This window comes from Armatimonas sp., from assembly GCF_043757465.1.
Classification (GTDB): Bacteria; Armatimonadota; Armatimonadia; order Armatimonadales; family Armatimonadaceae; genus Armatimonas.
In genome coordinates this window covers 1-12,970 of sequence record NZ_JAYVPL010000009.1, presented here as the reverse complement: position 1 = coordinate 12,970, position 12,970 = coordinate 1, and the positions used below count along the sequence as shown (strand labels likewise).

The window sequence follows — 12,970 nt, the reverse complement described above, 5'->3', positions numbered from 1 at the left end:
CGGTGGATTGGTTGCAATCGCTAGTTCGTGCGCTCCACCCGAGGGGGCGGATGCGAGTGTGCCGCCTTCGCAGGGTCAAGCTGCGTCTGTGCATTTTTTCGCTTCGCGGTCACCAAGACCGGCCCCACCCCCTCCAGAGTAGCGCTCCAAACAAATCCCTCGACGCGGACTTTTTGCGGCTTTCCTGCGACAGTCACAGTCACAACGGAGCCTTGAGTAACTTCACCACGCAACATAGACTTTGTGCGTTCCGTGATCGCCAGAAAGGGCTCACGCTTGATCATTGCCCGATGGTACGCCGTCTGCGCTTCGAGTTCGACGGGCTTTAGCTCGATCTGCCCCTGGTTATCGGCCATGTCCTGGACGGCTTTATAGAGCTGGGCATCTGTCTTTCCTAAGCCTAGATCTGGCCCATAGAAACTGCCATTGGGGCCATGACAGCGGGCACACGCCTGCTCATAGATCGCAATCGGGCCACGCGTGCCTCCCCCCTGCCCCGGGTACCCTCTGGGTGCGGCTCCGCGAAGGGGGATAAGAGCGAGCAAGAGTAATGCGCTACTTCTTGCCCACATAGCGAATTCGATAGACCTTCCCCCCGGTATCATCGGAGAAGAGAATGGAGCCATCGGGCGCTTCGACACAGTCCACGGGGCGGGCCAGTGGCTTGCCATCGGGGCCAAGCGTTTTGACAATGGCTAGCGTTCCGTAGGGCTTGCCGGTCTCTTTGTCAAAGCAAACCCGATCCACGGAGTACCCCACTTTAATGGTCGCATTCGACGAGCCTTTGTGGGCCACAAAGGCATCACCGGTGTGATCCGTAGGAAACTGTTTTTTGAGGTTGCTCACGAAACAAAACGCATTGCTCGCGGAGTGTGCAGGGAAGTTCCAGGCGGGCGGCGTTGTCTTGGTAGCCAGCTCCAGAATATCAGGGCGGTCTTTGAACTCCAGGCGCGGAAAACCGTAGCCGGGAATAAACGGGTGGCCGTAGAACTTGCCCTGCTCGTAGTAGTTAAGCTCATCAGGCGGGTTGAGGTTGGTGATGGGCAACACGCCTTTGGTCTCGCCAAACGGTGCGCCCATATTGTCGGAGCCATGGTCCACGCCCCACACTTCTTGCGTTCCAGGCCGCAGACGCAGCTTCTCGGTATTGCGCAGGCCACCTGCCCAGAGGGTCTTACCCGAGCCATCTTTGCTAAACTTAAAGATTTTTTGCCGCTCCGTATCCCCGGGATCCGAGGCGTTTTCTTTGTCACCAATCGAAGTAAAGATCGCATCACCGGTCACCAGAAGCGAGCGCCACCAGTGCCCTCCCGCCATCGGGAGCTTTCCCTCAGGAATCACAGGAATATCTTCGTCGGCCTTCCCATCGCCGTTTGTATCACGCGCCTTCGAGATCGCCCCAGACTCGGAATACCAGAGCCAGCCGCCCTCAAAGCACAGGCCGTGCGCCGTGGGCTTGTCGGTCAGAAAAGTCGTCTGAGTCTCGTAGAAACCGTCTTTGTTCTTGTCTTTGAAGGCATAGACCTCGCCCGGGTTGGGCTTGGAGATGTAGAGCGTGCCATCGTCGCCGAACTCCATAAACCGCGCACCGGGCAGCACTGCCGCCACAGAGACTTGATAGCCGGGACGAACCCAGAATGCAGGAACGGCAGGCGGAGCCGCAGGGAGGGTCTGCCCCGCCAGAAGCGCCAGAGAAAGCAAAGTGATTACCATGCCCTCTCCTTCGCTTTTCGCCGGGTAAACTCCTTCTCACCAAAAAACAAAACCGCCCTACGGCAGGCTACGGTAGAGGGCACTCGTGCGAGGAAAGAGGCCCCGAATGAGCTTGCGGTAGGCGAGAAAGACGGCTTTAAGTCGCTCTGTGACTTTCTTTCGCTCCTGCTGGGCCTGCTTGAGCGCTTGCTCGGCGGCCTCTAGCGCACTGGCGGCGGCGGTGAGCCTGCCCACGGCGGCGCTGTAGGAAGACCGTGCGAGGTCGGTCTCCGTGCCCTCTAGGTCTACGCGGACGGTGAAGGGGAGAACGAGACCGGGGTGCGTTGCTGCGGGAAGGGCATCTACCCGTGTCCAGATATTCTCAATGTCTCGCAGGACGACGAGCTGTTTTTGGGCATCGGCATTGAAGGCGGGCACCCGTGTGGGAAGCTCTCGGGCCTCTGCGGAGGAGGGAAGCGCTCCAAGAACCGCCTTTCGCACCTGCTTTGCCATGGGGAGTGCTTCGTTACGTGCGTTGTCACGGAGCTTAATTTGCTCTTGCCGGTCGTTTTCTGAGTTTATCAGGGCGTTTTGCAGAGCGATCAGTTCCTCTTTAAGGTCTTGGAGACTGTCGCGGGTCGTTCCATTATCCAGAACCAAAGCGCGTCCGAGGTTAGTCTCGGAATCATTCCAGTGCGTAAGAAATTTCTCAACAAGCGGTATATAATCCGTGAGTGCTTCTGCCATTTTCGTTCCTCTTTCTGAGGCTCCACATACTTTGTATTCGCCTCCACACTCCTATAGAGTCTCTCCACACACAGTAGGTTACACTCCACGCAAAAATATTTATGCTCCGCGAACTTTTTGTGAAGCTCCTACAGTTTGAATTATGGCTCCGCTTGTTGTGACTCTGGCTCCGCGGTTAGCTGGGGATACTGGTTGCGTTATCTTTAAAGAAGGGTTCAACGTCGCTACTGGTTTTGATGCGCTTAAAGATGGCTTCTTGGATTTTTTTGTCTTGGAGGTTAAGCCGTCGGATTTCACCGTCTTCGACGATGATACTCTCGATACGGCCAAATTATGCGCCGTGATCTTTGGCGTATTGAGCCAACCCTACTAGCTTGGGAGCAGCATCCGCGAACGAGGAGGTGTGTGGGTCTATGATGTCTATTTTGAGGCCATACCATCGGAGTGAAGCGCCTTCACCGTTCGCGCCGTTCGACCCGACGGCGCATCGCGGCGCATGGCAGGCTCTCCCACGGTCAGCGGCAAGCCCACTAGCGCCGACATTTCGGGGATATGATCCTCAAAAACCAAACCAAACCGAGTGTTCTTCTTCAGCTCCTTAACCGATTTTTCAAGCTCGGCCCGAAGCTTCGGGTCAGCAATCTGCGCGACGAGATCATCAATTTTTGCCATTGGGGTTCCATTGTACCGGGCTAGTTGCCCATATGAGCGACTTACTCCACGGACGCGACAAAAAACGGAACCCTCCCTCGTAGGTAGATACGAGAGAGGGTTGCATAGCGACGCAAGCACGAAGCCGAGAGTGCTAGCCCTTGACGGCTTTTACAATCGCGGCGGAGTCAATCCCGTAGGCTGCGAGCAGCTCGTCCGGCTTTCCAGAGCGGGGCATCTCGGAAATCGCGAGGTGCGTGAACTTCTTGGCCGCGACGCAGTTCCTGGTGAGCGTCGCCGCAACCACATCACCCAAGCCCCCCTCGGGCCAGTGATCCTCTACGATAATGAGATGCTCGGTCTCGGCAGCGGCCTTGAGAATCGCGGCTTCGTCCACGGGCTTGATCGAGTAGAGGTCAATCACACGAATCTTAATGCCCTCGGCGGCGAGCTGATCGGCGGCCTGAAGCGCCTCGACCAGCGTGATGCCCGCCGCGATCACCGTGGCCGTGGAACCCTCGCGCAGGGTCTTGCTTCCGCCAATCGTAAATGTCTCGCTTGCCGGGTAGATCACGGCGGTTGCTTCGCGGGTGGCGCGCAGATAGGCGATGCCTTCGTAGTCGGCCATGAGCGCCATGAGCTGGGCGCAGCTTACGGCGTCCGACGGATAGAGTACCGTTGCGCCATGGATCGAGCGCATCATCGCTAGATCTTCGAGGGCCATCTGGCTCGCGCCATCCTCGCCAATAGAGACACCCGCGTGGGTTCCCACTAGGCGCAGCTTCGCACCCGAGATCGCGCCCATGCGAATCTGGTCGTAGGCGCGGCAGAAGAACGCCGCGAAAGTAGCTGCAAACGTATTCTTGCCTTGGACATCCAGCCCCTGCGCCACGCCCACCATCACCTGCTCAGCGATATAGACCTGAAAAAGACGCTCCTGCGCGACTTTTCCGAGGCTCTCGGTGTAGGTTGAGTTCCCCACCTCGGCGTCCACGGCGAAGAGATTCCCACGAGACTTCCCGAGGGCGGCCAGCGTGTCGCCGTAGGCCTTGCGCACGGCCACTTTCACACCAAGTTCGTAGTTTGGGAGCACGAGCGGCGCATCGGCGGTGAACGGTGCGGGCGTCAGATTCTCAGGAAGCTGCGGCTTGACCGTAAAGCCCGAAATCGGCCCCGCCTCAGATAGCTCGGCGTACGCACGCTCCGCCTCATCAGGTTTCAGCGCCTTGCCGTGCCAGCCGGGAGCGCCTGCGAGCCAGCTCACGCCGCCGCCCTTCTCGGTCTTGGCAAGAATACAGACCGGCGAGCCCGTGTGCACGATTGCTGCCGCGTAGGCTTCGTCAATCTCCGCGACACTGTGACCGTCCACGATCAGCACTTTCCAACCAAACGCCGAGACCCGCGCGGAGTAGGTTGCCATATCGTGGCCCAGTGCCGTCTCGCCACGCTGACCGAGCTTGTTGACATCCACAATCGCAATCAGATTATCGAGCCCCTGCTCGGAAGCCACCATCAATGCCTCGTAGTTACTCCCCTCGGCCATCTCGGAGTCGCCCAGCAGGCACCAGACTTTATAGGGAAGCTTCTCGATGTGCTTGCCCGCAATCGCCACGCCCACCGCAATCGCCAGCCCCTGGCCCAGTGAGCCCGTCGCGGCATCAATATGGGGAATGATCGGAGTCGGGTGGCCCTCGTAGATCGAGCCAAACTTACGCAGCGAGAGCAGATCGGCCTCGGAGATCGCTCCGGCGGCGCGGTACATCGCGTAGAGCACCGGGCAGGCATGGCCCTTGGAGAAGATCAGGTGGTCGTTGTTCGGATGGCTCGGGTTGCTGTAGTCGTAGTGCTGGTACTTGGCCTGAAGCACGGCCATCAGGTCGGCGGCGCTCATCCCCGAAGTCGGGTGACCGCTCCCAGCGGCGGTGGTACAACGGATCGAGTCGGCGCGGAGCTGGCGGGCAAGGTCGTTGAAAAGCTTGAGTTCGTTGGCGTCTGCCATTTTAGTTTCTAAGTGTCCTTTAGATTACGGAAATATCCTGGGCTATTGTACCGCATTCCACCTTTATGCCTTTGTGTCCGCACGACAAACGTGGGGCACACCCAGAGAGTACCCGCGAAGCGCGGCGGAGGCACGATGCCCCACTGCCCCACGTTCACCGTGCGGGTCTCCGGTATAATGCCAACCATGGCCTGCTTCCTTAACCGCGTCCGTTTGGAGAACTACAAAAGCATCGCCCATTGCGACGTGGAACTCAAAAACCTCACGTTTCTTGCCGGCCCAAACGGCGCAGGAAAAAGTAATTTCCTTCAAGCGCTATTTGTAAATTTTACGTTTTACTCTACTCGTAAAAACAAAGCAATTAACAGTGATACAACTGGTGACACTTTCATTCGTAGCGGCTATGATTCCAACAATTGCGAAATGAATGGCAATTTCGGAATAATTTCATCAATTCATATCAGATCAAAAGAATTTAAATTCGACAATAAGACAAATACTAAACCTATACCAGATCCTTCTTTTATATCATACTCATTAAATACAAAACTATATTCCAAACCATCAGAAATAAATGAAGATTCTAAATTTCTGCACAGTGATGGTAAAAACATCTTCAATATATTACACAGAATACAAACTACAGAAAGTAAAATACTAAAAACAATAAATTCCTTCATTCGCATAATAACACCAGATATTGAAAAAATATGGATACTTCAAGCAGGTGGATATAATATATTACAGTTTTCGTGTAAAGGAAGCGACACACCCTTTAATGCCTCGCAAATGTCGGATGGGACACTTCATGCGCTGGGGGTTTTGACGGCGATTTTTCATGCGAAGAGTGCGGGGATTCCGCTCATTGGTATTGAGGAACCGGAGGCGGGGTTGCATCCGGCGGCGGCGCGGGTCTTGCGGGAGGCTTTGATTGAGGCAAGCGAGGATGTACAAATTATTGTGACGAGCCACAGTCCAGACTTACTTGACAGCCCCGATATTGACCCGGATAGCATTCTGGCGGTGGTGCGGGAGAACGGGGAGACGAAGATTGGGCCGATTGATGCGGCATCGCGCAAGAGCCTCAGTGAGCACTTGTTTACGGCGGGCGAGCTGTTGCGGATGAACCAACTGGAACCGGCAGCGTGAAGCTCTCAGTGATTGTGGAGGGACACGGCGAGGAAGCGGCAGTCCGGTTTTTAGTGCAACGGGTTGCGACGGAGCTTTTGGGGCTGAATCTGTGGACGCTACCTCACACGATGCGAGTCAACCGGGGGACGATGGTGAAGCGCCCGGAGGAGCTGGGACGGTATCTCCAGTTGGCAAACGATAAGATCGAAGGGGCGGGGGCAATCTTGCTACTGTTGGATGCCGACGACGACTGTCCCGCAGTGTTGGGGCCGAAGCTTCTGGCGACGGTTCAAGCACTACGCCCCGATCTGAAAATCTCAGTCGTGCTGGCGAATCGGGAGGAGGTCATTCGGGATGCCAAGGGCTGGATCAAGCGAGAACGGGGAAACTATAGCCCGACGGTGGATCAGGCGAGCCTGACAACGAAATTTGACCTGGCAATGGCGAGAGACCGGGCAGATTCGTCTGATAAATCCTGTCGAGAAGTACAGATATTACTTGAAATCCACCGACACGATGCGATAGAATAACGACACCTGATAAATGGAGATTTGAGATGGCAAATTCTGATTTTAATGACTTGATCTCTCTTATGAACCGCTGGGAGACGCACTGGGGTGATGTAAACTTGGCATTGGGAGTGGCTCCTGTGATTTTACCCCAAGGATTTTCACAGACGAGCCTCGCTACAGAGCGGATGGAGTTTATTTCCGCCGGACAGGCTATACTTGCCGCCGACAACGACGCACAGGGAGCTGCCACGGTGCGGGATGCGGCGAAAATGGCGCTTCGGACGCGGGTGAGTCAGCTTCGTGCGGCGGTGCAGGGACTTCTGCCAGGGACACGCTATGTGGGAATGCTGCCCTTGCTCCCCGCCACCAATGCAGGCGAGGGGGCGTTTCTCAAGGCGCTGGAAGATGCCGCGCAGCTCTGGGGGCAGTTGAATGGGGATAGTGGCCTGGGCAGTGTGGTGCCTCTGTCCCTGCCGATGGGCTACACGCAGGCACAGCTCGTGACCGACATCACCACCTTGCGCGGGTTTTATCAAAATGCCACGCAGAGCCGGGAGCACGCTCGGATACTGCGAGCCAACCGGGCGGCGTGGCGCAAGGCGCTGCTCGCACGGCTCACCCAGTACCGAAAAGTGCTCGTCGCACGGCTGCCCGCAGGCCATCCCCTGCTCGCCACCATGCCAATCGGCTAATAAAACTCAAACAGCCCGGCGGCTCCCATTCCCAGGGCGGCACACATTGTCACCATGCCGTAGCGTGCGCCACGGCGCGGAGCTTCGTGCAGTAGCGTGACAGTCTGGCGTGCGCCCGTGGCTCCGAGCGGATGCCCCAGAGCGATCGCGCCGCCGTTCACGTTCACTCTGTCCCAGTCCAGCGGGAAGTGTTTCTGGCTGGCGAGGGCTTGCGCCGCAAATGCCTCGTTGAACTCGATCAGGTCAATTTGGTCGAGCGTGATGCCGGTGCGTGCGAGGAGCTTAGGAATGGCACTGGCAGGGGCGATTCCAAAGTGCACGGGGTCCACAGCGGCGGTGGCATACCCGACAAAACGGGCAAGCGGTGTCAGGCCGTAGTGCGCGGCGAGCGCGGCGGTGGTCAGCAAGACCGCAGCGGCACCATCGCTACGCTGGCTGGCATTCCCTGCGGTGATCACGCCACCTTCGCGGAAGGGAGTTTTAAGGTTTCCCAGCCCTTCCCGCGTTGTCTCCGCGCGGATGCCTTCATCACGGGAGACAATCGTACCGTCAGGAAGCGTGATAGGGATGATCTCTGAGTCGAACTTTCCAGCGGCCTGTGCGGCGGCGGCGCGCTGCTGGCTCCGAAGCGCAAACGCATCGGCTTCAGCGCGGGTAATGTTTTCTTCGTCGGCCACGCGCTCCACGGAGTCGCCCATCCCCAGCCACGTCTCAGCGGGCAGGGACTCATTCGTACGCAAGGTCTCGCCCATGAACGGCACGCGCGTCATGCTCTCGACACCACCGGCGAGAATGAAACTCGCCTGCCCGGTTGCAATTTTTGCCGCCGCCGTCGCAATCGCCTCAAGCCCTGAGGCGCAGAAGCGATTGAGAGTGAGCCCGGCGACACTTTGCGGCAGCCCGGCGCGAAGTGCGGCCACCCGTGCCACATCCATCCCCTGCTCCAGCTCCGGCATCGCGCACCCTAGAATCACATCATCAATCAACTGTAAATCGAGGTTGGGGACACGCTCCAGCACGCCCCGTAGCACCGCCGCCGCCAGATCGTCGGGGCGCAGCTCCTTGAAACTCCCTTTGGGAGACCTTGCAAGCGCGGACCGTCCCGCCGCCACAATCACAACAGCATCGTTCATGGTGCGATTGTACCCCGGTACAATACAGGAATGAACGCGAACCGTTTTCAAGTTGCTGCCGCTCTCGTGGAAGAGGCCGTGAAAAAAAGGGGAGTCCCCGGTGCGGTGCTCCTCATTGTGCACAAGGGAGAAGTTGCCCTGCGTGCGTGCTGGGGCGATGCCGGGCTGCGCCCGACGAAGCGCCCGATGACCTGCGACACGCTCTTTGACCTGGCGTCGCTGACCAAGCCCCTCGCAACCGGCAGTGCGCTGGCGCTGTTGCTGGAGTCGGGGAAGCTGCGCCTCGACGATCCAATCGAAAAATATCTCCCTGAGTTTTCACAGCGCCCAGGTATTACCATTCGGCACCTAGCGACTCACTGCGCCGGGATTCCTGCGGGGGGGGCCTACGCCAATCGCTACGTCACGCTTGAGGAGATTGTCGGGGAGATCGTCCGCTCACGCAAAATGGCTAACATCGGGGAGAAGTTCGTCTATTCGGACTACTCGGCCATTGCTCTGGGGGCACTGATCGAGAGAAGCACCGGGCAGCCGCTGGATCAGTTCTGCCGCGAGCGTGTTTTTCAGCCCCTGGGAATGACCGAGACCACGTATCGGCCTAGCGTGCGACTGGCTCCACGCTGCGCCTCGACGGCAGCGGGCGATGATATCCCAGGACGGCGTGGGAAAGTCCATGACCCGACCGCGGCGGCACTTGAAGGCGCAGGCTGCGTCTCAGGCAATGCAGGGCTTTTCTCCACTGCGGATGATCTGGCACGCTTCGCCCAGATGATGCTCCGCAATGGACGAGGCATCCTGAAGCCCGAAACGGTTCACCTGATGACCCAGCCACAGTCGCCCCTCTCCGGACCAGACGGTTTGCGCGGTGTCTTGTGGGACATAGGCAGTGCCTATGCCATCCGTGGTGAGCTTCCTCAGGGATCCTACGGCCATACAGGTTTCACAGGAACATCCATCTGGATATCTCCCCTCTCTGCCTGTGCTATCATTCTGCTCACCAATGCAGTACACGCTTCTGATACAGCTCCGAAGAACGTCACGATTACCCTACGACGAGCAGTATCCACTTCAGTGGCTCAACAGTTACGTTGATAGTGAAGTAATTCAACATAAAAATACCACAACAGATAAATTTTCGGTATAATCGGTTAAGAGTCTCAACAATGAGACCGAAAGTGTCCAGAAAACAAATGGACTCAAACCGAAGTAAAGAAAGTAAAATATTATGGGACGAAGACCGAAAGTCATTACCGAAGCCGCTGTAGAAACACCCGTTGCCACTCCCGTGGTACGCCGTCGCCGCCGTAGCGGTATCGTAGATCATGTGGCACAAACAGCCCTCCTGATAGACTCTCTCCTAAAAACACGTGGCACAGCAGGCGCCTCGCATGAAGAGCTTCAGGCAGTTATTAGCTGGGCACGTGGTGTCCATGCCGAGACAGAGGAGCTTAAAAACCTTGTCGGGCGCCCTCGCCGCCAGAAGGCCCTTGCCTCACCAGAGCGCATGGCAGCCTATGAGCTCAACAAGGCGCTCCTCGATAACGTTCTAGCCGGCGTGGTTGGGCTCAACGTCAGTGAAGGCGGCTCGATCGTCTTCATTAGCCCCTCCGGAGAGTAGGAGCAAAATAACAAAGGCCCGGCATCTTAGCCGGGCCTTTGTTATTTTTTTTCAAGAGGTGGGATAGAGGAAAATACTCCCACCCGTTGCGCGGGTTTACCGCGCCAGGCATCACGGGTTCGTGCAATCGCCGCCATCAACTCACTCGCGGCAACCTCACGATCAGCATTCTTAGGCAGTGTGAAGGGCTCTCCAAAAGCGACCGTAATCTTGCCGCTGCGTAGACCACCTTTTTTGCCCAGCACTCTACTGGCTCCACTAACAAAGACGGGAACAACACAGCAGCCTGTCTTCATCGCAAAAGTGGCCGCGCCAGGCTCAGGCGTCCCAAGTTTCTCCTCAGAGTCCTCACGTGTCCCCTCAGGGAAAACACAAACCACACGATCCGCCTTAAGGTACCGAAGTGCCGTCTTAAATGCGGTCATGTCGGGCTCACCGCGCTTCACGGGAAAGCCGTCCACACCACGAAGCAGCCAGTTAATGATTTTATTGTGGAAAAGCTCCGCCTTACCCATAAAAACCACGCGGCGCGGGCTAACATTCCCAATAGCAACGGGGTCTAGATACGACGTGTGATTGCTTACGTAGAGAACTGCTCCCTCTTTAGGAACATTTTCCTCGCCTTGTCTATAAAACGTCGCCCAAGGCCGCAGGAGCACGAGAGTTCCCCGTTTGAGTATCCAGTAGGTATCTGTATGGGCTACAGCCGTCTCATCACTCATGTTTTTACTTTACCCGCTATCTCCGTAACAATTTCGTCTATGGTACGTCCCTCTGTGAGCACGGCCAGTGCATCAGATGCGGCGACTAACGGCGATGCTTCCCGGGTCTGGTCGCGCTCATCGCGCTCTCGCTGCTCCGCGAGAACCGTTTGGTAATCCATGATCTCGCCCCGTGCTTCAAGCTCCGCGTGACGGCGCCGTGCACGCTCTTCAGACGAGGCAGTCAGAAAGACCTTCAGCTCCGCCTCGGGAAAGACAACGGTTCCGATATCGCGTCCCTCCATCACAACACCGCCCCCAGCGCCCAGGGCCTGCTGGAGCTGGACAAGTGCCCGCCTTACTCCTGGTACTGCTGCAATCTTTGACGCCATCTGGGAGACTTCAGGAGCACGAATCGCCACCGTGACATCTTCCCCAGAAAGAGTCACTTGCTGCGGCTCTCCTACTCCCGTCGGATCAAAAGTAATCTGAGCCTCCTGCGCAAGACCAGCAGCTTCCTCAGGAGGCGTCCCCCTTCGGAGTGCCAGCAGAGCAACACAACGGTACATCGCTCCTGAGTCCAGGTAGACATAGCCCAGGCGATCCGCGAGAAGCCGTGCCACGGTGGATTTGCCTACCCCTGCAGGGCCATCAATTGCAACTACCCAGCGCCGCATAGTTCCTCCAGACACTCAAAGAAATCAGGGAACGTCTTTGCGACACAAGCAGGATTATCAATCACAATCCCTGGAGATCGCAGGCCCGTGATCGCAAATGCCATCGCCATCCGATGATCGTCGTAGGTCTGAATCGTCGCGGGGCGCAGGGATTTTGCTGGGTAGATCGTCAGTCCGTCGGGCCGTTCCTCCACATCCACTCCAAGCCGTGTTAGCTCCGCCACAACAGCCGCAAGCCGGTCGGTTTCTTTATGCCGGATATGCCCTACATTTTCAATCACGGTTGGCGTGCTCGCAAACGGTGCAATCGCCGCAAGAGTCATCACTGTATCAGAAATTGCATTCATGTCTAAAGTGATCCCCGTGAGCTGCTCGGGGCCATGAACATCAATAGCTCCATTGGCCAAGACGACCTCGCAGCCCATCGCCTCAAGCACCCGCACAAACTGAGTGTCCCCCTGCAAAGAGCCAGGCCCCAGCCCGTAAATCCGAACCCAGCCTCCTGTTAGGGCAGCGGCAGCAAAAAAATAGGACGCAGCAGAAGCATCTGGTTCAATCGCGTAGCTCTCTATCTGTGGCAGACCTAGCTCCCGTCGTCGCACCTGCTGCCGTCCTGGTACTCGGTAATCCTGCCCCCTATTCTGTACGGACAAGCCAAACTGGGTGAGCATCGCCTGTGTCATTCGGACGTACGGCGCAGAGAGCACTGGGCCTTCCACCTGAATAATAGTTTCCTCAGCATCGGCAAAAGGAGCCGCGAGAAGTAAGCCTGAGAGGAACTGGCTGGAGGCATCCGCTCGAATTGTCGTGGATCCTCCATGTAGCCCCTTCGCATGAATTGTCAGGGGTGGACATCCGGTCGGACAATCCACCGCAACCCCGAGCCCTTCGAGTGATTGCACTAGATCGCCAATGGGTCGCTCACGCATTCGGGCAACACCATCAAGATGAAAAGTCCCTTGCCCCAGTGCTGCAATGGGGCTAATGAACCGCGCCGTGGTACCTGAGTTTCCCACAAAAAGCTCGGCCTGGGAAGTGGGAATAGTTCCTCCCTCACCCTGCACAGTTATCGTCGCAGTTAGCGGATCAGCGTCAATAGTAAACCCTAGTGCCTTCAAACAATCCTGCATGCGCTGCGTATCGTCGGCAAAAAGTGCTCCAGTCAGCGTTAAAGAACCATCAGAAAGTGCCGCCAGCGCCAATGCACGATTTGTAATACTTTTGCTACCAGGCACTTTCACAGTGGTTCGAGGAGGGGAAGAAAGTGGTGTAATCTCGATCTGTGGCGGGTAAGTCACAAAGGACAGGATATCACATTCTTCAAATAGGAAAGCCCTTACTGGGTAAACTTACCAAGCAAGGGCTCAACATAAATTCTGGCGTCGCGCTATTTTCCCGGAGGCTTTTGCCCCAAGTA

Annotated in this window: 15 protein-coding genes; 6 read left to right on the top strand and 9 right to left on the bottom strand. The window is 57.0% G+C overall.

Annotated elements, in window-relative coordinates:
- Nucleotides 1-20: 20 nt before the first annotated feature.
- From ACH2ED_RS01210 to ACH2ED_RS01200, 3 genes are read right to left on the bottom strand one after another with little or no spacing between them, the layout of a single operon-like run.
- Nucleotides 21-572: a c-type cytochrome gene (locus tag ACH2ED_RS01210; protein ID WP_395088370.1), complete on the bottom strand. Its 552-nt coding sequence runs from the start codon at nucleotides 570-572 to the stop codon at nucleotides 21-23.
- Nucleotides 556-1,713, bottom strand: a complete 1,158-nt coding sequence (locus ACH2ED_RS01205; RefSeq protein WP_395088369.1) for a PQQ-dependent sugar dehydrogenase — start codon at nucleotides 1,711-1,713, stop codon at nucleotides 556-558. The genes ACH2ED_RS01210 and ACH2ED_RS01205 overlap by 17 nt, the downstream gene beginning before the upstream one ends.
- 57 nt (nucleotides 1,714-1,770) lie before the next feature.
- Entirely contained in the window at nucleotides 1,771-2,439 is a 669-nt protein-coding gene (locus ACH2ED_RS01200; RefSeq protein ID WP_395088368.1) for a hypothetical protein, read from the bottom strand.
- A gap of 142 nt (nucleotides 2,440-2,581) precedes the next feature.
- Between ACH2ED_RS01200 and ACH2ED_RS01195 the strand changes: the two genes are divergently transcribed.
- Nucleotides 2,582-2,812, top strand: coding sequence for a hypothetical protein (locus ACH2ED_RS01195; protein WP_395088367.1), 231 nt, complete (start codon nucleotides 2,582-2,584; stop codon nucleotides 2,810-2,812).
- Nucleotides 2,813-2,859: 47 nt separating this feature from the next.
- Here the strand turns inward: ACH2ED_RS01195 and ACH2ED_RS01190 are convergent, their stop codons facing one another.
- Nucleotides 2,860-3,111: a hypothetical protein gene (locus ACH2ED_RS01190; RefSeq protein WP_395088366.1), complete on the bottom strand. Its 252-nt coding sequence runs from the start codon at nucleotides 3,109-3,111 to the stop codon at nucleotides 2,860-2,862.
- 133 nt (nucleotides 3,112-3,244) lie between these two features.
- Nucleotides 3,245-5,089: a transketolase gene (locus ACH2ED_RS01185; protein WP_395088365.1), complete on the bottom strand. Its 1,845-nt coding sequence runs from the start codon at nucleotides 5,087-5,089 to the stop codon at nucleotides 3,245-3,247.
- A 186-nt stretch (nucleotides 5,090-5,275) separates the two neighbouring features.
- Here ACH2ED_RS01185 and ACH2ED_RS01180 point away from each other — a divergent pair, with 186 nt between their 5' ends.
- From ACH2ED_RS01180 to ACH2ED_RS01170, 3 genes are read left to right on the top strand one after another with little or no spacing between them, the layout of a single operon-like run.
- The gene (locus ACH2ED_RS01180) at nucleotides 5,276-6,238 is read left to right on the top strand and encodes an AAA family ATPase (protein ID WP_395088364.1); all 963 of its coding nucleotides are present in this window, start codon (nucleotides 5,276-5,278) and stop codon (nucleotides 6,236-6,238) included.
- Complete coding sequence (locus ACH2ED_RS01175; RefSeq protein ID WP_395088363.1) at nucleotides 6,235-6,750, top strand: hypothetical protein; 516 nt, start codon at nucleotides 6,235-6,237, stop codon at nucleotides 6,748-6,750. The genes ACH2ED_RS01180 and ACH2ED_RS01175 overlap by 4 nt, the downstream gene beginning before the upstream one ends.
- A gap of 26 nt (nucleotides 6,751-6,776) precedes the next feature.
- Entirely contained in the window at nucleotides 6,777-7,424 is a 648-nt protein-coding gene (locus ACH2ED_RS01170) for a hypothetical protein (RefSeq protein WP_395088362.1), read from the top strand.
- On the opposite strand, the gene ACH2ED_RS01165 is transcribed toward ACH2ED_RS01170, so the two are convergent.
- Nucleotides 7,421-8,557, bottom strand: coding sequence for a thiolase family protein (locus ACH2ED_RS01165; protein WP_395088361.1), 1,137 nt, complete (start codon nucleotides 8,555-8,557; stop codon nucleotides 7,421-7,423). The genes ACH2ED_RS01170 and ACH2ED_RS01165 overlap by 4 nt on opposite strands.
- Nucleotides 8,558-8,587: 30 nt before the next feature.
- Here ACH2ED_RS01165 and ACH2ED_RS01160 point away from each other — a divergent pair, with 30 nt between their 5' ends.
- Together ACH2ED_RS01160 and ACH2ED_RS01155 are read left to right on the top strand one after the other, a co-directional pair.
- Entirely contained in the window at nucleotides 8,588-9,649 is a 1,062-nt protein-coding gene (locus ACH2ED_RS01160; protein WP_395088360.1) for a serine hydrolase domain-containing protein, read from the top strand.
- A 133-nt stretch (nucleotides 9,650-9,782) separates the two neighbouring features.
- On the top strand, nucleotides 9,783-10,175 hold the full coding sequence (locus ACH2ED_RS01155) for a hypothetical protein (protein WP_395088359.1): 393 nt from the start codon (nucleotides 9,783-9,785) through the stop codon (nucleotides 10,173-10,175).
- A 41-nt stretch (nucleotides 10,176-10,216) separates the two neighbouring features.
- Here the strand turns inward: ACH2ED_RS01155 and ACH2ED_RS01150 are convergent, their stop codons facing one another.
- The 3 genes from ACH2ED_RS01150 to aroA are packed head-to-tail and all read right to left on the bottom strand — an operon-like array spanning nucleotide 10,217 to nucleotide 12,788.
- Nucleotides 10,217-10,897 carry a lysophospholipid acyltransferase family protein gene (locus tag ACH2ED_RS01150; RefSeq protein ID WP_395088358.1) on the bottom strand — a complete coding sequence of 227 codons (681 nt, stop codon included), beginning with the start codon at nucleotides 10,895-10,897 and terminating at the stop codon, nucleotides 10,217-10,219.
- Nucleotides 10,894-11,553, bottom strand: a complete 660-nt coding sequence (gene cmk, locus ACH2ED_RS01145; RefSeq protein WP_395088357.1) for a (d)CMP kinase — start codon at nucleotides 11,551-11,553, stop codon at nucleotides 10,894-10,896. The genes ACH2ED_RS01150 and cmk overlap by 4 nt, the downstream gene beginning before the upstream one ends.
- A complete protein-coding gene (aroA, locus tag ACH2ED_RS01140; protein ID WP_395088356.1) occupies nucleotides 11,538-12,788 on the bottom strand; it encodes a 3-phosphoshikimate 1-carboxyvinyltransferase in 1,251 nt (416 codons plus the stop codon). The genes cmk and aroA overlap by 16 nt, the downstream gene beginning before the upstream one ends.
- Between the last annotated feature and the right edge of the window lie 182 nt (nucleotides 12,789-12,970).